This is a genomic window from Cellulomonas sp. plas2, from assembly GCF_057221735.1.
The window spans coordinates 3,147,116-3,171,016 of sequence record NZ_CM170155.1 but is presented as its reverse complement, the minus strand read 5'-3'; the positions used below and the strand labels follow the sequence as shown (position 1 = coordinate 3,171,016).

The following is a 23,901-nucleotide window of genomic DNA, read 5'->3' as shown; positions in this document are numbered from 1 at the left end:
CTCCTGCGCTCAGCGAGCGGCGTGCACGGTCTCGCCGGACGACAGGTCGACGAGCGCGCGGTCGCCCAGCGGCTCCTGCAGCGTCACGGCGAGGCCGTCGAGGCACTCGTCGCTGCCCCAGCCCGGCGCCGCCGTGGTCGAGGTGATCTCGAGGCGCACCTCGTCGTGGTTCTCCTCGAGCCGCGTCACCTCGGGCTCGCCGTTGCACGAGGAGGGGTGCACGTGGATCTCGGTGGAACCGGCCGCGGTGAAGGGGTTCGCGGGGGAGAACCGGACCGGCCCGCGCACCGTGCTCTCGTCGGGCCCGTCGAAGACGTCGAAGGCGTAGGGCACGCCCAGGGGGTCCAGGGCCGCGGCGAGGCGGGTGCATGTGGTGCGGCCGCCGTCCTCGCCCGCGGGGACGAAGAAGACGACGCGGTTGTTCACCTCGTCGTTCGAGGAGCCCGCGACCTGCGGATCGCCCGCGACGGCGTCGCGTGCCAGGTCCGCCGCGGTCGCCAGCTCCTCGCGCGACAGGGCGGCGGTGTAGCGCACCTCGACGGGGACCGGCGCCGTCGCGGCGTAGACCTCGAGCTCCGGCACCGGCGGCCCGACGGTGAGGTCGACGACGAGGGTCTTCGGTGGGTCGCCGTCGAGCCAGAACGCACCGATCCGGTCGCCGCCGAGCCGCTGGACCTCGCCGACGGCCAGGTCCTGGGCCGCGGCGGCGGCGAGACCCTCCGGCGAGAGGTCCTCCACCACGGGCTCGGAACCGAAGTCCACCGTCTGCCGCACCGGGGCGCCGCCCGTGCACGCCGCGGCGATGGCGGGTCCGGTGCCGGACGCGGTGGCCAGCGGGGTGGGCGACGACCCCGCCCGGCCCGCGCACCCGACGACGAGCGGCCCCAGCACGACGAGCGCCGCCACCGACGACGTCGCCCTCAGCACCCGCACGACGCACCTCCTCGATCGAGCCCCGTCGCACCGTCTCTGTCCCGGCGCCCCCGATCCTTGCACCGCCCCCCGCCGAGATGCCGGTCCGGGTCGCCCTGAGCGTTCGCCCCGCGTCCGAAACCGGCACTTCGACGAGAGGTGGGAGCCACCCGGGGGAGGATCGGCGGCATGGGCTGGGGTGCGAGGGGCACGGCGCAGGCGAGCGAGGTGCTCGCGACGAGGCCGCGCGCGCCCCGGCTGTGGTGGCTGGTGGTGATCTTCGTGGTGCAGACCGCGTCGTGGTTGCTGCAGGCGCTCGCGGAGGGTGGGGCGCTGCGCTGGCTCCTCGTCGTCGTGTGCGGCCTGGGCGCGGTCGTGACGGGCGCGGCCCAGCTCGGGGCACCGCCGGCCGTGCTGCGGCTGACCGACGACGAGGTGCGGCTGGAGAAGCGGTGGCGGCGGCCGCTCGTCGTCCGGCGCGAGGACGTCACGGACGTGCGCGGGGACGTCGTCGGCAGGCTCACGTGGTCCCACGCGACGCTCGTCGAGAGCGCTGACGCGACGCTCGCGCTGAAGGATCTCGACCAGCCGCCGTCCGTGCTCGTGCCCCGTCTCCGGGAGTGGGCGGGCCTCGCGACCGACCCGGGCTAGGCGACCTGGCCGGCTGGCGCTCATCGCCGACCCGTCCGGGCGGTGCCCAGGTCCGAACCTCCGGTGTCAGCAGCACCCCGGCGCGAGCCGGGGGCGCCCGCCCGGAATGGAGTCCTGATGGGCACGCACCACCCCGCTCTCGTCGGCTCGAGCAGCACCGCCGACACCGTCCTCGGCGACGGACGTCCCCAGGGGCGTCGGCGGTGACCGCCACGAGTCAGCCGCGGCGCCGCTCCTGGGCGGGGGCGGCGCTGTCGGGGGTCCTGGCCGCGGCGACGACCCTCGCGGTGGCGCAGCTCGTCGCCGTGCTCGTCGCGCCCCGGGCGGCGCCGCTCGTCGCCGTCGGTGGCGCGTTCATCGACGCGACGCCGCCGGCGCTCAAGGACTTCGCGATCGAGACGTTCGGGACCAACGACAAGCTGGTCCTGCTCATCGGCATGGGCGGGGTCATCGCGGTGGCGGCCGCCGTCGCGGGGGTGCTCGCGCGGCGGCGCTTCTGGCTCGGCGGCGCCGTCGTCGTGGTCCTGGCGGCCGTGGGGGCGGCCGCGGGAGCCACCCGCGCGAACGCCGGCACCTTCGCAGTGGCCCCGAGCCTCGTGGGCGGCCTCGTCGGGCTCGTCGCCCTGCGTCTCCTGCTGTCCCGGCTGCCTGGCGGTCGGGATGAGCGCCGTGTGGCGGCTGCCGACCGCCCCCGCCCGCTCACGGGACAGGACGAGCGCGCCGTGCACGGCGCCGACGAGGAGCACGCCACGACGGACGGCTCGATGACGGCCCAGCCCGCCGGCACCGGCTCGACCCGCCGGACCTTCCTGGCGACGGCGCTGCTCACGGCCGCCTTCGCCGCCGCGGCCGGTGCCGGGGCGCAGCTGCTGAGCCAGGCGACGCAGAGCGTCGAGGCGGCTCGTCGGGCCCTGCGGCTGCCGACCCCCGCGCGACGCGCGCCGGCACTGCCCGCCGGGGTGGAGTCCGGCGTCGAGGGCGCCGAGCCCTTCGTGACGCCCAACGACGGCTTCTACCGGATCGACACGGCGCTGGACATCCCGCAGGTGGACGCCGCGACGTGGAGCCTGCGGGTGCACGGGATGGTCGAGGAGGAGGTCGAGATCACCTACCAGGACCTGCTCGACGCGGACCTCGTCGAGTCCTGGGTGACGCTGACCTGCGTGTCGAACGTCGTCGGCGGCGACCTGGCGGGCAACGCCAAGTGGCTCGGCCTGCCGGTGCGGGAGCTCCTGGCCCGCGCCCGGCCGACCGGCGACGCGGACATGGTGCTGTCGACGAGCATCGACGGCTTCACCGCCTCGACCCCGCTGGAGGCGCTGACCGACGACCGCGACGCGCTCCTGGCGATCGGCATGAACGACGAGCCGCTCCCCGCCGTCCACGGCTACCCCGTGCGCATGGTCGTGCCCGGGCTGTACGGGTTCGTCTCGGCGACGAAGTGGGTCGTCGACCTCGAGGTCACCCGCTACGCCGACGCCCGCGCGTACTGGACGGACCGCGGCTGGTCGGAGAAGGCACCGATCAAGACGGCGTCGCGCATCGAGGTCCCGGGGTCGTTCGCCCGCCTCCCGGCCGGCCAGGTCGCCGTCGGCGGCACGGCGTGGGCGCAGCAGCGCGGCATCACGGCCGTCGAGGTGAAGGTGGACGGCGGCGACTGGCAGCCCGCGACCCTGGCCGACGAGGCGAACGTCGACACCTGGCGCCAGTGGTCCTTCGTCTGGGACGCCACCCCGGGCACGCACCAGCTCACGGTCCGCGCGACGGACGGCACCGGCGAGGTCCAGACGGCGGACCGCGTCGACACCGTCCCGGACGGGTCGACGGGCCACCACTCCGTCTCGGTGACGGTGGAGTAGCCAGCAAGGCCCGCGCGGACGGGACGCTGCCTTGACGACGGCATGGCTGATGAGCGCCGGCATGACGACGGCATGGCTGATCAGCGCGCCGCATGCCGACGGCGTGCCTGATCAGCGCGCCGCATGCCGACGGCGTGCCTGATCAGCGCGCCGCATGCCGACGGCGTGCCTCATCAGCGCGCCGCTTGCCGACGGCGCGGCTGACGCAACGTGGGCGTCCCGACGACCTGGTTGGTCATGACGACCGCATGGCGCGGCGTCGCTCGGGCGCGGCGGCCCGGCGGCGGCGCTGGTCAGAAGGGCGGTGGGTCGTCCGGCCCGGGCCGGGACGAGGGCAGGCCCCGTCCCGGCAGGGGTGCGAGCGCGTCTGGTCCGTCCGCCGACGTCTCCCCGTCCCGGAAGTCTGATCCGGCCGTCCGGGTGCTGCTCGTGGTGTCCGGTTTGTTGGGTGGTGGTGTCCAGGCTGGTTCGGTGGTGTAGGTGCGTGCTCGGGGTGAGTGCCAGGTGGCGCGGCCGTCGGGGTGCAGGGTGGCTGACCAGCCGCCGAGGTGCTTGAGGCGGTGGTGGTGGCGGCACAGGTGCAGCAGGTTGCCGGCGGTGGTGGGGCCGCGGCGGGCCCAGTCCTGGACGTGGTCGTTGTCGCACCCGGTGACGAGGCGTCCGCAGCCGGGGAAGCGGCAGGTGCCGTCGCGGGTCTGCAGGAACCGTCGCAGGGCGGCCGGGGGCCGGTAGGACGTGCCGTCCACGGCGCGCACGTCGCCGGTGACGGGGTCGGTCAGGACGCGGGTGAAGCAGGTCGCGCCGGCCAGGAGCTGGCGGGTGGTGACGGGGTCGAGGTCGCCGTACCCGGCCAGGTGGCCGGGCGCGGACCCGCCCAGGGCGGTGGCGGCGGGCACGGTGAGCACGACCTGGACCTGCACCTGCGGCCAGGGGAACCGCGGCACGCCCGTGGCGGACGGGGTGTCCTCGTCGGGGTCGGGCTGGGCGGGTACGCGTGACAGGAGGCGGTCGACGAGGGCGTCGGCGCGCAGCTGGTCCAGGGTGGAGGCCTCGCGCCTGGCGGCGGGGCCGGCGATGGCGCGGGCGGCGGTGTCCAGGCCGGTGTAGATGGTGTGGGCCTGGATCGCGGGCAGGTACGCGCTCAGCCAGGCCATGCCGTCGGGGGCCGGGCACAGCTGCACGTGCCGGTTGGCGCGGGCCTGCTCGTGGCGTTCCTGGATCGGGCGGGGGTGGTGCCGTTCGCGCCAGCGTCGTACCGCGGCGCCGAACCGGGCCCGGTTGGTCCCGGCAGCACGGGGGACCAGGGCCCGGTCGGCGTCCTGCTGGGCTGCCGGGGGCAGGTCCCTGGTGTGCTCGAGCAGGACCTGCACGTGCGCCTGCGACAGGGTGCCCTCGTGGGCGGCGGCGGCCAGGATCGGGCGGTCGAACGTCATGGCCACCGCGTCGGGGACCAGCCCGGCCACGCCCTGCTCGGACACGCCCAGGACCCCGGCGATCTCGGTCAGCGCGATGCGCCGGTGCATCATGCCGTCGTCGGCCAGGGACCCCTCGACCAGGCGGCCCTGCAGCATCTGCCAGGCGAAGGCCTGCGCGATCAGCTCGGCCCGGGCGGCGGACACCGAGCGCCACATCCGCTCGACGTTCTCCAGCGCGGTCAGCACCGACTCGGCCTGCGCCTCCAGGCGCGCCCGCGCACCAGGCACACGCTTGACCACCTCTACGGGCACACCCAGCTGCAGCAGCGCGGCCGGGACCTCCGGCCCCAGGACGGCCCGGGACCCGCCCGTGCCCGTGGTGTGGGCGCGGCCGGGCAGGAGGGAGAGCACGTCCTGCACGGACACCTCCCGCGCGCCGGGTGCCTCGTCGGGCAACGCCGGCCACGCCCGACCGGCCGGCAGCTCCAGGACCGCGGGATGCAGCGGCGAGGTCCACCACGGCTGGCCTTCCGACCGCGAGGCGTCGGTCGCGGCGAGCTGCTCGGCGAACGACGGCACCTGCTGCGTCGTCGCACGGTGCGACGAGCTCGCTCGCTGCGCGCGTCCCACCTGCGCAGATTTACCTCGATCGGCCACGGGCCCATCCCACCATCGACCACTGACACGCAGCCCTGACGAGTGAGACGGGCGTAGGGACGTGGACCGGCGAAGGGGTGGCCGGCAGATCGGACCGGTGAATCAGGCTCAGAGAGCCGCATGAATCAGGCTCAGAGAGCCGCAGTCGGAGCGGGCGGTGTAGCGGTGGGCTATGCGGTGGCGAGGCGGCCCGGCGGGCGCGATGAGGGCCGGGGCGCCCCGGACCGGGCGGTGGTGGAGCGGCCCGGCCATCGGGAGTGCCGTGGGGCCGGCCGCTGCGACCGGCCGGCACCACGGGGTCGGCGTCAGCTCGAGCGGAAGGTCACCGTGGAGCGCTGGGTGGTGCCGTCGGGGGCCGTGACCGTGACCGTCGCCGTGCGGGCGTTGGCTGCCGTGGCCTGCTCGACGACGACGGTGGCGTCCTCGTCGAGCGGGACGGCGGCGACGACGGGGGTGCGGGACGGCGGCGCGTCGACGGTGTAGGTCCTCGTCGTCGGGGAGAAGGACGCCACGTCCTTGCCGTCGACGAGCAGCCGGCCCAGACCGGCCTCCGACGACGCCGCCGGGACGGCGCCGGTGATGGCCACCTCCGCGACCTTCGTGTACGAGCGCGCCATGGTCAGCTGGACCTGGATCGCCGTGGTCCGCACCGACGGCAGCGCCACGGTCAGCGGCGTGCCGAGCGCCGGGTTCGTCGTCGGGGTGCCCACCGCCACCCACTGGCCGGCCGCGTCCCGGTAGCGGACCGCCGCGGTGACGGGCGCCTTCTCCGCGAACGTCACCGCGACGCGGCTGACCACCGCCGGCTGGCCCAGCTCGTAGGTGAGCGTGTCGGCCGTGCGGCCCGCGCTGACCCAGTTCGACCAGGACGTGCCGGCGCTGCCGTCGCAGGTGCTCGTCGTCGCGTAGCCGCCCTCGGTGAAGGACGCCGTCACCGACGCGCCCGCCAGGTCCCGGCACAGGTGCGACGACGTCGCCTGCCTCACGACGACCACGCTCAGCCGCGCGGGCACCGGGTCGTTCGGCGTCGTGACGGTCCCGGTCACCGTGACGGTCCCGGGCTGCGCCAGCGCCGCGTCGGTGAGGCCCGCGAGGTCCCAGCTCACCGCACGCGTCAGCCGGTGCGTGCTCGTCGCCACCTGCACGGGGACGACGGCCGGCGCCAGCGCCCGCACCTCCGCGGCCGTGGTGCCCGCGGGCACGGTGACGGACACGGGATCGGCGGCGGTGATCTTCCCGACGACGAGGGTCAGCGGCGCGCCGGTGTACGGGCGGCCGAAGGGGTCGGTGCCCGAGCCGGTCAGCGTGTGCGTGCCGTTCTTCTTCCACACCGCCGGGTCGACGGCCGGCCAGGTCACGGGCGCCTGCGCGGTCTCGCCGATCCGGTACCGCAGGGTCGCCGTCGTCGGCAGCACGGCCGGCTGGTTGCGGAGCGTGCTGACCTCCTGCGGCTCGACGCCGACGACGTCGAACGCGTCGGACGGCAGCGGCGCGAACACCTGGTTCGTCGCCCCGTTAGAGGACCACAGCGCGACGGGGGAGCCGACGGCGGTCCGCGCCGAGGACACGTCCAGCGACACCGCCGCGACGCGGTTCACCCAGCGCCAGCGGACGCCGTCCTCGGTGGTGAGGAACCAGTGGGCGGCGGGGTCGGCGAGGGCCTCGTCGACGGACAGGGCCGTCGCCGTGACCGTGCCTCCCTGCCCGCGCGCGGCCACGCCACCGGCGCCGACAAGCGCCCGCCCGTCGCCGTCCCGCAGCACGTAGGCCTGCGCATGCCCGTTCTGACCGGCGCCCGCGTCCGCGCCCGCGTCCGGACCCGGCACCGCGTGCGCCGTCCAGCGCTGCCCGGCGACCGGCGCGCCGGAGCCCGCGGCGTCGACCCGCAGGTCCTCGATCGTCAGCGCGCCGTCCGGACCGGCCGTGAGGAACCGCCGCGAGGCGTCGCCGCGCAGCAGGTACTCACCGCCGTCGACCACGGGGCGCGCGCCCTCGGCCACGCCGGTGACCCCGTCGACGAGGAACGTCACCACGGACCCGGCCGGCACGGCCAGCGTGGCGGTCCGCGTGGCGGCGTCGACCGCGACGGGCGTGCCCTCGACGAGGGCGTTGCGCTCGACGTCCTCGATCGGCGACTTCGTCGTCACCACCGGGGTCACCGTGGCGCCCGGAGCGACGTCGCCGAAGAGCGACAGGTCCAGCGTTACCGTCTCGGCCGTCGCGGTGTCGTTGTAGTGCACGAGCGTCGCGCCGGTGCCGTCGGCCCGCAGCGCGGTGACCGTCTTGGTGTCGTCCGTCGGCACCAGCCGGTCGCCGGGGCGGATGTAGTGGGTGAAGTTGCGGACGGTGTTGTACTTCTGGTTCGTGAGGACCTTGCAGCGCGCCTCGTCGGGCGAATCCCCGTCATTGAGCCGCCGGTTGGAAAGACCCTCACGCCCGGGGTAGTTGCAGTCGAAGTCGATGTAGATCGACCCCCAGCCGCCGTTCCCGTTCTCCATCTTGTAGGCGTCCTCGACGGGCTGCCAGAACACCCACGCGCCGGGTTCCAATTCGCGCAGGTCGTCGATGATGCGCCCGGCCATGCCCAGGCCGTTGGCGATGTTGCTGCGATCCCAGCCGCCGGGGGAATCGCCGAGCGCGACGTTGCCGCTCCACGACCCCTCGACCTCGCTCATCCACAACGGCAGGCCGGTGGACTTGGCCAGGTCGCGGACGCGGCGGCGGTCGTTCGTGCCGTAGGTGTGCACGTTGAGCTGGCCGACGGTGGCGCGCGATTCGTCGGTCCACGCGTTCCAGTTCGTCATGAACAGGCCGGGGTTCGTCTCGTCCATGGCGGAGATGACGGCGTCCGTCGTCGTTCCCTCCTGCGCGAGCTGCGCCGCGAGGTCCTGGATGAGCCGGTTCTGCGCGGGGGGCGCGATGATCGCGCCCTCCTGCTTCTGCGTGTACGTCGTCGGCGGACGGCCGGTAGCGGGGTCGATGTCCGTGCCCCAGTAGGTGGTGTTCGGCTCGTTGAACGGGTCGACCGTGCTGACCTCGATGCCGTGCGCATCCTCCAGGTACTGCGTCACGTGCTTCATGTACGCGGCGAACTTCTCCTCCGCCTCGGGCATCAGGTTCTCGCCGGGATTGCCGTTCGTCGGGCGGATCGCGCCGGAGACGTAGCCGCTGCGCGTCATGAACCACGGCGGGGAGTTGGAGAACGTCTCCCAGTGTGTGATCTGGTCGCGGCGGGCTAGCTGTACTGCCCAGGCAGGTTGGTTGAGCGGGTGTGACGACACGCGGTAGCGGTCGTGGACGACGAAGACCTCCGGTCGTGGAGTGGAGCTGCTGACGTTCCGCACCACGACCAGGAGGTCTTCGTGTCCCACGCTAACGCTGCTCTGACTCCGCGTGCGCGTCTGCGGTTGGCGCGTCTGATCGTCGAGGAGGATTGGCCGGTCGCGGTGGCCGCCCGCCGGTACGACGTGTCCTGGCCGACCGCCAAGAGGTGGGCTGACCGGTACCGGCAGGCCGGGGCCGAGGGCATGAGCGACCGCTCGAGCCGCCCGTACCGGGTCGCGAATCGGACCCCGCCGCACCAAGTCCGCCGGGTGGTGCACCTGCGGTGGAAGAAGCGACTGTCACCGATCGAGATCGGCGCCCGGGTGGGCATGGCGGCCTCGACCGTGCACGCGGTGCTGGTGCGGTGCCGGCTGAACCGGCTCTCGCACGTCGACATCCGCACCGGCGAGCCGATCCGCCGCTACGAGCACGAACGCCCCGGGGCGATGCTGCACGTGGACGTCAAGAAGCTCGGCAACATCCCCGACGGCGGCGGGTGGCGCTTCGTCGGGCGCCAGCAGGGCAAGCGGCACCGCGCTGCCACTGCGGGGAAGCCGAAGAATGCGCACCGCGACCCCAAGATGGGCACCGCGTTCGTTCACACGGTCATCGACGACCACTCCCGGGTGGCCTACGCCGAGATCCACGACGACGAGACCGCGGCCACCGCCGTGGGTGTGCTGCGCCGGGCGGTGGTCTGGTTCGCCGCCCGCGGCGTGCGCGTCGAGCGGGTGCTCTCCGACAACGGGTCGGCCTACAAGTCCCACGCATGGCGCGACGCCTGCGCCGAGCTCGCGATCACCGTGAAGATGACGCGTCCGTACCGGCCGCAGACCAACGGCAAGATCGAACGGTTCCACCGCACCATGGCCGCCGGCTGGGCCTTCGCCCGGCACTACAAGTCCGAGACCGCCCGCCGCGCCGCCCTGCCAGGATGGCTCCACCAGTACAACCACCACCGGCCCCACTCAGCGATCGGCAAGGTCCCACCGATCACCAGGTTGACCAACCTGCCTGGGCAGTACAGCTAGCTCGTCGACCCACCAGCGCTGGGTGGCGTCGGCGGTCAGGTCGTACGACGCGGGGTCCTCGGGGTCCCACTGCTCGAGGAACGCGAGCTTCTGCGCGATGCTGGGCCGGCCGTCGGGGCCGTAGAGGTTCGACAGGGCGGGGGTGTCGGCGGTGGCCTCCGTGACCGGCTGCCACCAGCCCTCCACCGCGCTGCCGTCGTTGAGGTACGGCGCGACGTCGGAGGCGTTGCCGCCGCCGACGTTGTAGCGCGCGATGTTGAGGTTGAGCCCGTCGGGCCCGAAGACCTTCTCGTACAGGTCCTGCCGCACGTCGGCGGGGTAGTCGCCGGTGGCGTTGGCGAACCACACGAGGCTGGTGCCCCAGCCCTGGAACGGCTCGCCCTGGTAGGCGGGGTTCGGGCGCAGCGTGACGGCGCGGGTCTCGGCGGCCGCAGTGGCGCTGCCCGACGAGGGGTCGGCGGCCGTCGCAGGCCCGCCGGGCACGAGGCCCGCGCCGACCGTGGCGGCCACGGCGGCGGCGAGGGCGGCCTGGCGGCGGCGGGCGGTCGGGGACCGGTGGGAGGTGGGGGGCACGGCTGGCGCCTCTCGTCGTCGGGAGACGGCGTCGTGGTGACGCCCGCCGGGTCGGCGGTGGCCCGGACCGGTCCAGTCAAGGCACAGGGCGTGTCCAGGTCCAGCGACCCGAACAGAACCGCACACGGTCCTCGCCGGGCGATCCTCGGGGGAGTGGTCCCGGGCCGGGGCGACGCCGCCCCTGCAGACGTCGCCCCGGTCCGGGCAGGAGCACGGCGTCGGCCGCTGGTGGTCCCTGGGCGACGACCGCGCCCTCCAACGCGTCCACCGCCACCGGGACCCCGGCCGCCCGGTGCGCCGCCTGTCCGCGGCGGCACCCGGCACCTGCTCGTCGTGCTTGTGTCGAATCGTCGCCGGTCCTTGCAGCACGTCCCCGACGAGTTCCGTCGGCAACGTGGTGGCGGCGCGGACCGAGGACAGCATCGACCTGACACTGCCTTGAGCCCGTGCCCAGGTCGCGCCGCGCGCCCCCGGGCAGGCTGCCGCGCATGACGAGTCCTACGGGTCCTGTGCTGGTCGTCGGTGCCACCGGCGACGTCGGTGGCGAGGTGGTGCGCCTGCTGGTCGCCGCCGGCGAGGACGTGCACGCGCTGCACCGGGCTTCCGGCCAGGCCGGGGCCCTCGCCGCCGCCGGTGCGACACCGGTGCTCGCACACCTCGACCGGCGCGAGGAGGTGGCGGCGGCGCTCGACCTGGACCGCGCGCTCATCGACCTCGCGTCCCGCGCGCGGCTGCAGCACGTCGTCCGCATCTCCGCCAGCGACTCCCACCTGCGCTCGCCGGTGCCGTGGGCGCGCGCCCACGCGCACGCCGACCACCTGCTGGCCGCGACCGAGCTGCCCTGGACGGTGCTGCGGCCCTCGGCCTTCATGCAGAACATCGCCCGGCAGACGCCGACGATCCGCCGCGGCCTGCTGCCGCACAAGGCCGGCCACGGCGCGGTGTCCTGGGTCGACGCGCGCGACGTGGCCGCCGTGGCCGCCGCCGTCCTGCGGCACGGACCGGACGCGCACGACCGCGCGACCTACTTCGTGACCGGCCCGGAGAGCCTGTCGTACGGACAGGTCGCCGAGCGGCTGACCCGCGCACTGCATCGACGCGTGCGGGCCGTGTTCCTGCCGCGTCCCGTCTACCGCGCGGCGGTGCGGGCCGGCGGTCAGGACGACTTCACCGCGGCAGGGCTGGCCGCGCAGTTCGCGGACGTGGTGCGGCACAACGTCGACATCGACGTCACCGCGGAGGTCGCTCGCCTGACCGGCGTGCCCGCCCGGGACCTCGACACCTGGATCCAGCACCACCGCGCCGAGCCGTCCTGACGAATCCGGCTCCTGCCGAACCCGGCGACGACCGTCACCACGCGGCCCGTCGCTGCTCGCAGCAGCGCGACGGTCCTACGCTGCGAGCGGCAGGGCAGGCTCGACGACGAGGAGGCTGACGGTGGCGCGCGTACTGGAGCAGCGGGCACCACGGGCCGGGATCTCCGGAGCCCCCGCCGCGGCGGTCGCGGACGCCGGTGCCGCCGCCGCCGCACCGCTGGCCGCCCAGCGCCGCGAACGGCTCATGACGGAGCTGCGCCGCACCGGCGCCGTCCGGGTCAGCGCGATCGCGCGCACGTTCGGCGTCGCCGAGCTGACGGTCCGCCGGGACATCGCCGCGCTCGCGGCCGCCGGGCGGGTGGTCCGCGTCCACGGCGGCGCGACCCTGCCGGAGCTGGCGGGCCTGGCGGCGGCGGGCTCGTCGTCGGGCGCCGAGGCCGGCACGCGCACGGTCGGCATGGTCGTGCCGTCGCTGGAGTACTACTGGCCGGACGTCGTCGCCGGGGCGCGGGCGGCCGCGGAGGAGCGGGGCGTGCGGATCGTGCTGCGCGGCTCGTCGTACGACGGGGGCGAGGACGACCGCAGCCAGATCTCGCGGCTGCTGCACGGCGGGGTCGACGGGCTGCTGGTGGCGCCGACGTCGGACGGGCCGATGGGCGCGCGGCTGGCGCACTGGCTGGAGAGCCTGCCGGTACCCACGGTCCTCATGGAGCGCCGCCCGCCGGCCGCCACGGGCAGCCACCGCCTCGGCTGGGTGGTCACGGACCACGCCCTCGGCGCCGACATCGCCGTCCGCCACCTGGCCGCCCAGGGCCACCGCACCATCGGCGTCCTGGTCAGCCACCGCTCACCGACGAGCCTCCCGGTGCTGCGCGGCTGGCGCGACGCGACTCGCGCTCTGCGCCTGCCTGTCGACCCGAAGGAGCACGCGGCGTCCATCAGCGCGCCTGACTCGGTGTGGCCGCCGCTGGAGGAGGAGCTGCGGCGCCTGCGCGGGCTGGGGTGCACGGCGATGCTCGTGCAGTCGGACTGGGGCGCGCTCGCGGTGCTGGCGGCGTGTCGGTCGCTCGGCCTGGCGGTCCCGGCGGACCTGGCGCTGGTGTCCTACGACGACGAGGTCGCGGCGTCGGCGACCCCGGCCCTCACGGCGGTCCACCCACCCCGCGGCGATCTGGGCCGCCGTGCGGTCGACCTGCTGCTGGAGCGCCTGAACCAGGGCGCCGAGCGGGCGGTCCAGCGCGTGCAACTGGTCCCCTCGCTGGTGGTCCGCGACTCGTCGATGCGGGTCGACACGGCGCCGCCCATCGCGCGCGTCCCGGCCCGCACTGGCTAAGCGGTTGTCCCCGCTAGGCTGACGACGTCCTGCCGGCAGGGACGACACGTCCGTGCCGGTGCTACGCGCCTGTAGCTCAGGGGATAGAGCACCGCTCTCCTAAAGCGGGTGTCGGCAGTTCGAATCTGCCCAGGCGCACCGTTCTTGTTCTCGCGCGAGGGGAGGCGGCCTAGGTTGCTCGATGCTTGGGTTTCGACACTGAGTCGCTCGTTCGAAGCCGGGGAAGTCTTTGACGGAACGGCGACGCACCCGTCTCTCTCTGGACCGATACCAGCAACGGCAATCGTTGCCGCCCTACGAAATGCTTCAGGTGAGCCCCATGATGCCATACGCATAGCCAACGCGGCCGTACATGGGCAACTGCGATTAGCTGGCCTACGAACTGGACACCTCGAATTCGATCACATTCGCTTCGAAGCGACAGTGAACGCTAGCGGCCTTCATGCAACTTCCGTCCGGGCAGTTCACTGCGAGTTGCACGGTGGCTTCGTTGGCAAGCATATGATTATCGACGAAAGTCTTGATTTCAGCAATTCCACTATGTCTCAAGAGGCCCCCTTTGACGTCTCCCACTGCGCCGTGGCGGGCGACATAGTGCTAGCCGGTGCCGACTTCCAGGCAACGCGTACAGGCGGCGGATCAATAATCCGAGCCGATCATGCGAGGGCGGCGTCATTTCTCGCTCCCGCGGTGCAAACAAGCCGAACGCTGAGTCTGCGCTATTGCAAGATCGCCGGAAAGGTGGATTTGACTCGAGCGGCGATAACTGGGGACCTTCAGTCTCTCGACTTCGCACACTTGTCGTGCTCGGTGCTCGACATGCGAGAAGCAATTATGACGGGACAGGTCGTCGCCAGCCATGCGGCGGTGGCGGGACCTATAGTCTTGGACGGCGCTCAGATTTCTTGTCCGGACTCAGTGCCAGCGCTGATTTTGGACGGGATCGAGTGTGCGAGTCTGAGTGCCAAGGCGTCGCGCTTCGCGGGAAGAGTCCAACTCTTCGCGGCAACCGTCACCGTCGACCTTGATCTCTCGAACGCTCGCCTTCATAGCGCAGGAGCACCTGCACTCGTTTTGGATCGCGCGATCTTGGGCCGCCTTTACGCCCCTTCGGCCTCATTTGAAGGCGAGATTCATGCTTCCGGCACTGAAGTGAAGGGCCAAGTAATTCTCAAGAGTTGCCGCTTGAACAATCCAGGTAGGGTGGCTCTCGGCCTTGACCACGCTCGCGTAGAGGCGCTACACCTGACAGGCGCCACGGTCCAGGGCCGAATTCGCGGCTCTGCTGCAACAGTAGACGGTCAACTCGTACTGAAGGATTGTACCCTGGAAAATCCAGGCGACGATCCTTCACTCTTTTTGCACGGCGCCTCGATTGATCAGTTGCAGTTGATCAACGCCGCGATTGCCGGTGGAGTCGTTCTTGACCGAGCTGAAATTACTACGTTGCTCGTCGATGAAGAGACGAGCCTCAGGGGCCCAATATTCTTGTCTTTGCTGAAGGTTGAGAATTTTGAAGGTCCACTTCGAGACAACCATGCCTTTGCACGCGAAATTCTGGATAAGACGCCTCGTGCATCGTTCTCGCCGGAGGAGTGGGAGACATTCGCGGCGATCTATGACAAGAACGGCCATCCTGAGAAGGCGACCAGCTTGCGCGTGTCGGCAGCCAGGCGGACCACTCGCTTGGCGCCGATAATTTCGCGTCCGATCAGGCTTCTGTACGGCGGGGTTGTGGGCCACGGACATCGCCCTATGCTTGCAGCTTTATGGCTGGCCCTCACTATTGCGGCCCTGACCTTCTTCGGGGTTGTCGAGGCGGACCAGTTTAGGCAGCCGGAGCGGGCGGCTAGCGACTTTAGCGGTATAGATGGCGGATCTCTTGTGGAGCAATCCTCGGCAGACCCCGATTTCGACCCGATCCTGTTCGCGATGCAGTCGATCGTGCCAGGTGCAGACGGAGCAATATCTCAGACTTGGGTGCCGAGTACCCGCGCGGCGTCTATGTTCGTGATTGTTGCAAAGACGGCGGGCTGGGCGCTGAGCGCGCTGCTCCTCGCCGGGGTGACCGGTCTGTTGCGGCGCAACTGAACCGTCGATCGGTCCGTCCCTAGCCGCCGGAGCACCTTGTTGTGAAAGTCACCCGTGCTTTGCCCGGTACTCGCGCATCATGCCCTCAAGACGAGATGCTGCATCGAGGAGATCCTTCGCCCACTTTCGGGCGAGTCCCGGATCGACGATCACCGCGGAGAACGTCTCGAGTTCCTCGATAGGAAACGCGAAGCCCTTTTCCGCGGCTTCGGCAAAGGTGCGATGCCCAATGTTGACAAGGATCAAAGGTGGCGGCTGCAAACCCGTCGTCGAATCGGGGTCTGCCGTCAATGCGTTCACGAAGCCGCCCAGCACTACTGGTGTGCTGAAGAGTTCGAACGATTGGGGCTGCTGTTCCATGGGCTCCCCCTCAGTTGTGCTGTTGTATTGGCGCAGGGTATGCCCCGGACTAGCAGGGCTCCTAGTCGTCCGCGAACCGCGGTTGTACGTGGGCGCAGACTGTAACAACTTGGCGCCTCGAGAGATAGGGCGCGCTTGCTGGACTGAGGTTGGCGGCGCAGGTGACCTCCTGATGGTCGGTCAAGGGCTTTGCACCGCGGCCAAGATGCGCTCCGCGCACCGGCGCGATGGGTGTCGACGGCGGTTTGGTGCCGGGGGACGGGCACAGCCCTGCTGGTGGTTTCGCTACTCGTCGTGGTGCTCGTCGGCTGGACGTGCGCAACCGCGGCCCGGGAATCGTCGGCCGCACGTCGGAGTCGCGTGAGACGTCCGCGCACGTTCGTGCAGCCGGGTTGCCGGTACCAGCGCCCCCTGCACAACCTGGGCCTCGGCTCGTCGTGCGCTGTGTCCGAGCAGTGCTCCGCCCGGTTCGCCGGGTGCCCGTCCTCTGGGCGCGGGCCTTGGCAGGCGTCCGCGCCTGCGGAGAGACCGACGAGGTGGTCGGTTGAGGAGGAACGCATGAGGAGATCCACCCGCCTGATCGGTGCGGCGACGGTGCTGCCGCTCGCGCTGGCAGGCCTGGGCCTGGCCGCGCTGCCGGCCGCGGCGGCGCGTCCGGCGCCCGCGGCCGCACCCGGGCTGGCGGCGGCCGCCGCGGTAGCAGACGGCATCGATGCGACGCCCGTGCCGCAGGTGAGCCTGCTGCCGCGCACCGCGACGTCGTATCCATTCGGCGCCGCCGAGCACCAGCTCGTCCCGCAGGATCTGTCTCGCGACGGGTACGTCGAGGAGGAGTTCCTCGTCAGCGGCACGGCCAACGTCTACACGTGGCCGGCCGAGGGGCCGGCGCAGGTGCGCACACCCGACGCGCCGTACACCACGCGCGCGCTGGTCCGGCGTCCCGCCAAGGGCCAGCACTTCAGCGGCAACGTCGTCGTCGAGATGCTGAACCCGTCCAACCTGTTCGATCTCAACATCGGCTGGGCCGTGGCGCACCGGCAGATGATCGCCAACGGCGACGCCTGGGTCGGCATCACGGCCAAGCCCGTCTCGGTCGAGGCGCTGCAGCGGTTCGACCCGCAGCGGTACGCCGCGCTGTCCTTCGCCAACCCGCTCCCGCTCGACGACCCCGCCAACTGCGCCGTCGTCGCCCCGGACACCCGCACCACCGAGCGCGGCCTCGCCTGGGACATCTACAGCCAGGTCGGGACGTGGCTGAAAAGCGACGACGCGAGCAACCCGCTGCGCTACCGATCGACGACGAGCCAGGTCGAGCACGCCTACGGCTTCGGCTACTCGCAGACCGGCGGCTACCTCGTCGACTACATCAATGCCATCCACCCGCGCGTGGTCGCCACCGACGGGGCGCCGGTGTACGACGCCTACCTCGTCGCGGTGGCCGGCGGCGCCTTCGCGGGCGCCTACCCGCTCAACCAGTGCGAGCCGGCGCCCGCGCCGACCGATCCGCGGCGGCAGATCGCGGACGTCGGCGTGCCGGTGATCCGCATGATGTCCCAATCGGACTACTTGGCGGGCATCGGGTCTCGTCGGGCGGACAGCGACGAGCCGGGCGACCAGTACCGCCACTACGAGATGGCCGGTGCGGGGCACGCAACGCCCGACGAGCTGTACTACTCCGCCGAGCCGGACGACATCCTGGCCGCCGGGCAGCCCGTCCCGCCGCTGCGGTGCAACGAGGGCGAACGCAGCCGCTTCCCGAGCGCGATCTTCTTCGACGCCGCGCTGCGCAACCTCGACCTGTGGGTCCGCGAGGGGATCGCGCCGCCGCGGGCCGAGCCGATCCTCGTGCGGGACGGTGCGCCGGTGCTCGACGAGTTCGGCAACGTCCAGGGCGGGCTGCGCTCGCCGTACCTCGACGTGCCGACGAGCACGTGGTTCGGCACCGCGACGGGGGCGTCGTTCTGCCGGATCGCCGGCTACGAGGTGCCCTTCAGCGCCGCGCAGTTGCGCGACCTGTACGGGAACAAGGGCGGCTACGTCAGCGAGGTCCGGGCCAGCATCACCGAGCTGGTGAAGGACCGGTGGCTGACGAAGGACGACGCCCAGTGGCTGACGAAGCAGGCGACGCGAGTGGAGATCCGCCGCTGATCAGCGCCACCTCGGGCGCACGAAGGGGGCCGGCGACACGCCGGCCCCCTTTGCGCTCAGGCTGCCTCTTCAGTCGACCAAGCGCTCCTTCGCCACCGTCAGCCGGACGGTCCGGTCGGTGGCGCCTGTGATCTCGTCGTTCGCCGGAGCCGCGGTCCTGAACCCCGTCCTTTTCGACAGACAGAATCAGCGAGTGATGAGGAAATACTGGCGTTGCCTCTGCGGCCCGTGAGACGGTGGGGGTGCGCAGCAGCGCAAGGTCGACGGAGACCCGGCGAGTACCTCACTGTCGAGGTGCGAGCGACCGGTTCCCGGCCTGACGAATGATTCCCCGGGGGCCCACATGCGCAAGCGTCTGTCCATCCTTTCCCTCGTCGGCGCGCTCGCCGTGACGCTGGTCGCCGGACCTGCGGTCGCGGCCGGCACCGTGGTCGTCAACGAGTCCAACCTCGGCGTCGACTGGCACAGCGCGGACACCCGCCTGGGCGGGACGAGGGCGTTCACCGCGGTCGGCGGTCGCTCCGCCCTGCAGATGGTCACCGACGAGACGAACGCCGCCAAGGTGCAGACCTTCACCAGCATCTACGACGGCAGGACGCTCAACGACATCACGTCGCTGAGCTACACCACGTGGCGCGACGGCTCCAGCACCGGCTTCGTCGCGGGGAGCGTGGCGCTGAACCTGGTGGTGGACACCGACGGCAACGCCTCGGGCGACACCTACCTGGTGTACGAGCCGTACCTCGACAAGGGCAACGACGCCGTGCGGACCAACACCTGGCAGACGTGGGACGCCATCGCCGGTGGCAGCAGCACGTGGTGGATCAACACCGGCGCGGGCGGGTGCGGAGCGTCCGCGGGCTGCACCTGGAACCAGGTGAAGGCGATCATCGGTAACGCCCCGCTGACCCCCGAGACGGCGAAGGGCTTCAAGGGCAGCCTCGGGCTCAACCTCGGCTCGTACAACCCCGGGCTGGTCACGGCCGTCGACACGCTCGAGGTGAACGGCACCACCTACGACTTCGCGCCGCGTGTGTTCTCGAAGGCCGATTGCACCAACGGCGGTTGGGCGACCAACTTCCCCGCGGACATGTTCATCAACCAGGGCGATTGCGTGAGCTACTTCGCCTCGAACGGCAAGACCCACAAGTAGGTCGCACCGGACGTCCTCGTCGCTTGACCGTTGCCATCGGCGACCGACGGCCCCGCGCTCCCTCAGAGGGCGCGCAGGGCCGTCGGTACCGTGCGGGGTCTTCAGCTCAGCCCTTCGGGCCCTTGCCCGGCTGCCAGGTGGGGATGGTGGTGCAACCGCCGTCGGCCCACTCGTCGAACACCGTGACGCAGCGGAACAGCGAGGGGTTGATCTCCTCCGGGGTCTGGCGCAGCTTGGTGGCCTGCTCGTAGTCGAACGCCAGGCCCAGCAGCGCCGGCTCGGTCCAGGCGGTGCCGAGGAAGACGATCGACGACGGGCGCAGGTTGCCCGGCGTGTACCCCATCGGGACGCTGACCGAGGGGTAGCCGGCGCGGGCACCGGTGCCGGTGGTGCCCGAGGCCGAGACGATGGCGTCCAGGTCGTTGGCCTGCAGGACCGTGTCGATCGCGGCGCGCGACTCGGCGATGCCACGGTCACGGGCGGCCTCGTACGCCGCGAGCTGGGCGGGGTCGTCGAGGTTCACGGCGGCGCCCTGGTCGAAGTAGACCTGGCCGAACTTCTGGCCCTCGGGGTGGTCGATGTTGTACTGGCGGATCTCGTCGAAGGTCTGGATCGGCGCGGTGTCGGGCAGGCGGTCCAGGTAGGCGTTCATGTCCCGCTTGAACTCCTGGACGAGGATGCTCGGCGCGGTCGAGCCGCCGACCGTGACCGGCACGAGCGTGGCGCCCTGGGCGCGCAGCGCGTCGAGCGCGGCGGTGTACAGGGCGTTGGTGTTGCTCGGGACGTAGCCGAGGCGCGTGCCCTGCAGCGCGGTGTCGGACAGGGCGGCCGTGAAGTCCGCGTCGGCCAGCGGGTTCGTCGTCGTCGCCGCGTCCTCGGGGTCCACGTCGGACAGGGCCGACAGCAGGGCAGCCGCGTCGTAGACGGTCTTGACCATCGGGCCGGCGGTGTCCTGCGACGCCGAGATGGGGATGACGCCCGTGCGGCTCACGAGGCCGACCGTGGGCTTCACGCCGACGACGGAGTTGGCCTGCGCGGGGCTGAGGATCGAGCCGGAGGTCTCCGTGCCGATCGTCAGGGGCGCGAGACCCGCAGCGGCGGCCACGCCGGAGCCCGACGAGGAGCCGCTGGGCGTCACGCTCGCGTCGTAGGGGTTGAGCACCTGCCCACCGAGCGAGCTGTACCCCGACGGCATGCCCGCGGTGATGAAGTTGGCGAACTCCGAGAGGTTCGTCTTGCCCAGGATGACGGCACCCGCGGCGCGCAGCTCGGCGACGAGCGGGGCGTCGGCGGCGGGGTAGGAGTTCTCCAGCGCGATCGAGCCCGCCGTGGTCGGCATGCCCGCCACGTCGATGTTGTCCTTGAGCAGGACCGGCACGCCGTGCAGCGGGCCGCGCACCTGGCCGACCTTGCGCTCGCGGTCGAGCGCGCGCGCCTCCTCGTACACGTTCGGATTGATGGCGCGGACGGCGTTGAGGTGCGGGCCGCCGATGCTGACCTTCTGGATCCGGTCGAGGTACGCGGCGACGAGGTCCACAGACGAGAACGTGCCCGCCTGCAGGCCGGCGGTGACCTCGGGGACGCCGGCCCGGGCCAGGTCGAGAGCGACGGGCTTGGGGGCCGGGACCGCGCCCTTGCCGGTGCCGGGGGCGGCGACGAGCGTCGTCGCCGCCGGGAGCTGCGCGGAGGACTGCAGGGACGGGACGAGGGACGGTGCCGCCGCGAGCGTGGCGGCGACGGCGCCCGCGGCGACCCCCGCACCGAGGGAGAACCAGCGGGAGCGTGCAGCGTGGAGCAAAGGACACCTCTTGTCTGCGAGCGGGTCGGGCGCCGCTTCTTGTCGCCCGACCGGAATGTCGCAGGCGCGTGTTTCGCGCTCGGAGCTCGAAAGTTGCTGTGCTGTTTCGACGTGCCAACTGTGCGCAGCGGATCGACGACGAGCGCAGCTCGCGGCGCATGAGGACGCGGCGACGGCCACCGCTGTGGGCGGTCGTCGCGGCGGCGCGGGTGAAGCCGGCCTGCTCGAAGAGGGACGCGGTGCCGACGTAGCCCGCGGTGGTGTCGACGCGGTCGGGGCCGACCTCGACGGGGTACCCCTCGACGACCTCGGCGCCATGGGCCTCGGCGTGGGCGACGGCGCCCGCGAGCAGGTGGTGCATGAGGCCCCGCCGGCGGTAGCCGGTGCGGACGACGAAGCAGACCGCGCTCCAGGCGTCGCGCTCGTCGAGCACAGGGATGGTGCGGGAGTTGACGAGCCGGCGGTAGGTGCTGCGGGGGGCGATGGAGCACCAGCCGGCGACCTCGTCGTCGACGTGGACCAGGACGCCGGGGCTGGGGTCCTGGGCGCACTCGGCGCGCAGGTAGGCCGGGCGCTCGAGGCTGCGGACGCGGCTGTCGCGGTAGCTCATGCACCAGCACGCGCCGGCGTCGGCGCGCCGCGTGCCGACGATCGTCGCCAGGTCCTCGAACCGCCCGACCGCGGGGCGGACGTCGACGTCCATGCGGCAAGGGTAGGTAGCGGGCACGCGCTGCGCGGACGTCACGCCACGCGGCGTGGTGCCCGCGTCACGCGGACGTCGGCACCGTGCGGCTGGGCGACGACGAGGTCGTCCACCGGCAGGGGTTGATGCCACGTCCCGTCGCGCTGGCGCACCTCACGCCCGTGGCTGCTCGGACGGTCGCGGGGGACGGGTTCGGGTCGGCTGTGGTGCTGCCCGGGCACTGGCGGGTGGTCGACCTCGTGGACGACGAGGGCCGTGCGGGTGCGCTCGTCGCCGCGCCCGAGACGCGGGTGCTGGTCGCGTTCGTCGCGGGCTGGCGGACGCCACCGCCCGGCTGGATCGGCTGGGACGCCACCGGTGCGCGCGAGCACGTGGTGCCGTCGGCGGCGCGGCCGGAGGGGCAGGCATGAGCAGGCGGCGGCGGCCGCGTCGCGGCGAGCGACGACGCCGACCCCTGGCGGCCGAGCGGGCGGCGGCGGCGTGGGCTGCTCGGTTCGCGACGGACGTGGTCGTGATGACCGGCGTGCTCTGGGTCGTCGCCGTGGTGGTCGTCGTCGTCGTCTCGCTGTCCGGGGCGGACGTCTACCGGTACGGGATCCAGTGGCCGACCCGAACCGGAGCCGGGCCGATCGAGGTCCTCCTGGCACCGGCCGGTGCCGTCGGGCTGACCCTGGCGATGATGGCCGTGCCGTTCGCCGTCGCGTGGTTCGGGCGCGCGACCACCCGGGAGCGGACCGCCGAGCCGCAGCAGCAGCACGCCCACCCGCTCTCGTCGTGGTCGGGCGTGGCGGTGGGCGCCGAGCTGGCCCTCGCGCCGAACGTGCTCGGCTGCGTGGTGGTGTCCGGCGTGGCCGGCATAGGCGCCGCACCCCGGTGGGTCTCCGAGGCGTGGCCGATCGCCGGTGCGCTGGTCGGGCTCGTCGTGTGGTCGGTCGTGAGCGCGAAGGTCCGCGCGCTGCGGTCGGGCGGGCCGCCGCCGTCGGACGCGGGAGCACGGGCCGCCCGACGATGAGGGCCAGCCGAGGACCGGTCGCTTACGCCAGCTTCGCCGCTCGGGCGCAGCGGCCGGCCAGGTCCGCGAAGGCGCCTGCCAGCTCGGGCGGGGCTAGCACCTCCACGTCGACGTCGTACCGCAGCAGCGACGCCGCCAGCGCGGGCCAGGACCAGGACCCGACGAGCAGCCGGCACCGGTCGCCGTCCAGGGGCTCGACGACGCCGTCCTCGACGAAGGGCGCCACGGCCGCGGCCGGTGCGTGCAGGACCACCTCGCCCCGGCACGGCCAGCCGCCGTCGCGACCGGGCTCGTCGGCGCCGCGGAACAGCGCCGCGACGAAGGCCGCCGGGTCGCCGCCAGGCACCGGCCGGGGGGCGAAGCGCGTGCCGACCGGGACGCGCGGGCGCATCCGGTCGAGCCGGAAGGTCCGCCAGGCGTCGGCGTCGAGGTCCCAGCACAGGAGGTAGAGCCGCCCTGCACGGGCGAGGACGTGGTGCGGCTCCACGCGACGCGGAGGTCGCGGCTCGCGGACGTCGGGATCCTCGTCGTCCGGGGAGGTGCCGTAGCCGAAGCGCAGGACCTGACGGTCCCGGGCGGCCGCCGAGACCGCGAGCAGCACGGCGGGGTCCACGGCGGTGCCCGCGCCGCCCGGCGGGGTCATCGCGGTGACGTGCACGGCGTCGACCTGCGCCCGCAGCCGGGCCGGGAGCACCTGGCGCACCGTGGCGAGCGCCCGGACGGCGGCGTCGGAGGTGTCCGCGCCGCCGACCGTCACCGTCTGCAGCGCGACCGCCAGGGCGACGGCCTGCTCGTCGTCGAACAGGAGCGGCGGCACGTGCGCGCCGGCCTCCAGCCGGTAGCCGCCGTCCGGTCCCGTGGTCGCCCGTACGGGGTACCCGAGCTCGCGGAGGCGGTCCACGTCCCGGCGGACCGTGCGGGCGGAGACCTCGAGGCGCTCGGCCAGCACGGCGCCGGGCCAGTCGCGCCGCGCCTGCAGCAGCGACAGCAGGGCCAGCAGCCGTCCGGGTGTTCCGCTCATGGGTCCGATCCTGCCGCCCCTGGAGGACAGAACCTGTCCGCAACGGCGACGAGTGTGGTGCTGCACCGGCGGACAGGCCGCCGGTGGCAGAGGAGGACTCCATGAGCGTCACCACCACCACGCACCTGAACTTCCGCGGCGAGGCCCGCGCGGCGCTGGACCACTACGCGGCCGTCGTCGGGGGCGAGGTGCTCGCGTTCACCTTCGCCCAGGCGGGCGACGAGACCGACGCCGCCGACGGCGCTGTGCCCGAGGAGCTCAAGTGGGGCCAGGTGACCGCGCCCTCGGGCTTCGCGGTCATGGCCTACGACGTGCCGCCGGGCCGCGGGTTCGACCGCGGCCAGGACCCCGTCTTCGTCTCCGTGCGGGGCGACGACCCCGAGGAGGTCACCCGCCTCTTCGCCGGGCTGGCCGACGGCGGCACCGTGCGGACCCCGCTCGCGCCGGCCGGGTACGCCCCGCTCTACGGCATGGTCACCGACCGCTTCGGCATCACGTGGGTGCTGGACGTCGTGGCGCCGTTCGGCGCGTGACCCGCCCTGCC

Annotated in this window: 18 protein-coding genes, 1 tRNA gene and 1 pseudogene; 12 read left to right on the top strand and 8 right to left on the bottom strand. The window is 72.7% G+C overall.

The features are described 5' to 3' along the window. Positions 1–9 precede the first annotated feature (9 nt). A complete protein-coding gene (locus AC2TDM_RS14100) occupies positions 10–933 on the bottom strand; it encodes a hypothetical protein (RefSeq protein WP_484635054.1) in 924 nt (307 codons plus the stop codon). A gap of 168 nt (positions 934–1,101) precedes the next feature. On the opposite strand from AC2TDM_RS14100, the gene AC2TDM_RS14095 reads away from it, so the two are divergent. Both AC2TDM_RS14095 and AC2TDM_RS14090 read left to right on the top strand, forming a co-directional pair. Further along, a complete protein-coding gene (locus AC2TDM_RS14095) occupies positions 1,102–1,563 on the top strand; it encodes a hypothetical protein (protein WP_484635053.1) in 462 nt (153 codons plus the stop codon). Between the two features lie 203 nt (positions 1,564–1,766). Next, complete coding sequence (locus tag AC2TDM_RS14090; protein ID WP_484635052.1) at positions 1,767–3,422, top strand: molybdopterin-dependent oxidoreductase; 1,656 nt, start codon at positions 1,767–1,769, stop codon at positions 3,420–3,422. A 293-nt stretch (positions 3,423–3,715) separates the two neighbouring features. Here AC2TDM_RS14090 and AC2TDM_RS14085 read toward each other — a convergent pair whose 3' ends face one another. Then, complete coding sequence (locus tag AC2TDM_RS14085; protein WP_484635051.1) at positions 3,716–5,416, bottom strand: HNH endonuclease signature motif containing protein; 1,701 nt, start codon at positions 5,414–5,416, stop codon at positions 3,716–3,718. A 383-nt stretch (positions 5,417–5,799) separates the two neighbouring features. After that, a complete protein-coding gene (locus tag AC2TDM_RS14080; protein WP_484635050.1) occupies positions 5,800–8,865 on the bottom strand; it encodes an Ig-like domain-containing protein in 3,066 nt (1,021 codons plus the stop codon). On the opposite strand from AC2TDM_RS14080, the gene AC2TDM_RS14075 reads away from it, so the two are divergent. Beyond that, positions 8,857–9,849 carry an IS481 family transposase gene (locus tag AC2TDM_RS14075; RefSeq protein WP_484635049.1) on the top strand — a complete coding sequence of 331 codons (993 nt, stop codon included), beginning with the start codon at positions 8,857–8,859 and terminating at the stop codon, positions 9,847–9,849. The genes AC2TDM_RS14080 and AC2TDM_RS14075 overlap by 9 nt on opposite strands. On the opposite strand, the gene AC2TDM_RS14070 is transcribed toward AC2TDM_RS14075, so the two are convergent. After that, positions 9,787–10,422: a hypothetical protein gene (locus AC2TDM_RS14070; protein WP_484635048.1), complete on the bottom strand. Its 636-nt coding sequence runs from the start codon at positions 10,420–10,422 to the stop codon at positions 9,787–9,789. The genes AC2TDM_RS14075 and AC2TDM_RS14070 overlap by 63 nt on opposite strands. A gap of 488 nt (positions 10,423–10,910) precedes the next feature. Between AC2TDM_RS14070 and AC2TDM_RS14065 the strand changes: the two genes are divergently transcribed. The 4 genes from AC2TDM_RS14065 (at position 10,911) to AC2TDM_RS14050 (ending at position 15,162) form a co-directional block, all read left to right on the top strand. Next, positions 10,911–11,738 carry an NAD(P)H-binding protein gene (locus AC2TDM_RS14065; RefSeq protein WP_484635047.1) on the top strand — a complete coding sequence of 276 codons (828 nt, stop codon included), beginning with the start codon at positions 10,911–10,913 and terminating at the stop codon, positions 11,736–11,738. A 121-nt stretch (positions 11,739–11,859) separates the two neighbouring features. Next, positions 11,860–13,071: a LacI family DNA-binding transcriptional regulator gene (locus tag AC2TDM_RS14060; RefSeq protein WP_484635046.1), complete on the top strand. Its 1,212-nt coding sequence runs from the start codon at positions 11,860–11,862 to the stop codon at positions 13,069–13,071. Between the two features lie 65 nt (positions 13,072–13,136). Then, positions 13,137–13,209 (top strand) — tRNA-Arg (locus AC2TDM_RS14055). A gap of 363 nt (positions 13,210–13,572) precedes the next feature. After that, a complete protein-coding gene (locus tag AC2TDM_RS14050; RefSeq protein ID WP_484635045.1) occupies positions 13,573–15,162 on the top strand; it encodes a hypothetical protein in 1,590 nt (529 codons plus the stop codon). Positions 15,163–15,210: 48 nt separating this feature from the next. Here AC2TDM_RS14050 and AC2TDM_RS14045 read toward each other — a convergent pair whose 3' ends face one another. Next, positions 15,211–15,522: a hypothetical protein gene (locus tag AC2TDM_RS14045; RefSeq protein ID WP_484635044.1), complete on the bottom strand. Its 312-nt coding sequence runs from the start codon at positions 15,520–15,522 to the stop codon at positions 15,211–15,213. Positions 15,523–16,080: 558 nt separating this feature from the next. On the opposite strand from AC2TDM_RS14045, the gene AC2TDM_RS14040 reads away from it, so the two are divergent. Further along, a complete protein-coding gene (locus AC2TDM_RS14040) occupies positions 16,081–17,670 on the top strand; it encodes an alpha/beta hydrolase domain-containing protein (RefSeq protein WP_484635043.1) in 1,590 nt (529 codons plus the stop codon). A gap of 343 nt (positions 17,671–18,013) precedes the next feature. After that, complete coding sequence (locus AC2TDM_RS14035; RefSeq protein WP_484635042.1) at positions 18,014–18,823, top strand: hypothetical protein; 810 nt, start codon at positions 18,014–18,016, stop codon at positions 18,821–18,823. 106 nt (positions 18,824–18,929) lie between these two features. On the opposite strand, the gene AC2TDM_RS14030 is transcribed toward AC2TDM_RS14035, so the two are convergent. Further along, positions 18,930–20,621 carry an amidase family protein gene (locus AC2TDM_RS14030; protein WP_484635041.1) on the bottom strand — a complete coding sequence of 564 codons (1,692 nt, stop codon included), beginning with the start codon at positions 20,619–20,621 and terminating at the stop codon, positions 18,930–18,932. A gap of 313 nt (positions 20,622–20,934) precedes the next feature. Next, positions 20,935–21,231: pseudogene (locus AC2TDM_RS14025) on the bottom strand (GNAT family N-acetyltransferase); the annotation flags it as partial. Between the two features lie 218 nt (positions 21,232–21,449). Here AC2TDM_RS14025 and AC2TDM_RS14020 point away from each other — a divergent pair. Further along, positions 21,450–21,734 carry a hypothetical protein gene (locus AC2TDM_RS14020; protein WP_484635040.1) on the top strand — a complete coding sequence of 95 codons (285 nt, stop codon included), beginning with the start codon at positions 21,450–21,452 and terminating at the stop codon, positions 21,732–21,734. Beyond that, positions 21,731–22,336, top strand: coding sequence for a hypothetical protein (locus AC2TDM_RS14015; RefSeq protein ID WP_484635039.1), 606 nt, complete (start codon positions 21,731–21,733; stop codon positions 22,334–22,336). The genes AC2TDM_RS14020 and AC2TDM_RS14015 overlap by 4 nt, the downstream gene beginning before the upstream one ends. A gap of 22 nt (positions 22,337–22,358) precedes the next feature. Here the strand turns inward: AC2TDM_RS14015 and AC2TDM_RS14010 are convergent, their stop codons facing one another. After that, positions 22,359–23,357 (bottom strand): helix-turn-helix transcriptional regulator, encoded by a 999-nt coding sequence (locus AC2TDM_RS14010; RefSeq protein ID WP_484635038.1) that lies wholly within the window; start codon positions 23,355–23,357, stop codon positions 22,359–22,361. Between the two features lie 101 nt (positions 23,358–23,458). Here AC2TDM_RS14010 and AC2TDM_RS14005 point away from each other — a divergent pair, with 101 nt between their 5' ends. Beyond that, positions 23,459–23,890, top strand: a complete 432-nt coding sequence (locus tag AC2TDM_RS14005) for a VOC family protein (RefSeq protein WP_484635037.1) — start codon at positions 23,459–23,461, stop codon at positions 23,888–23,890. Positions 23,891–23,901: the final 11 nt, after the last annotated feature.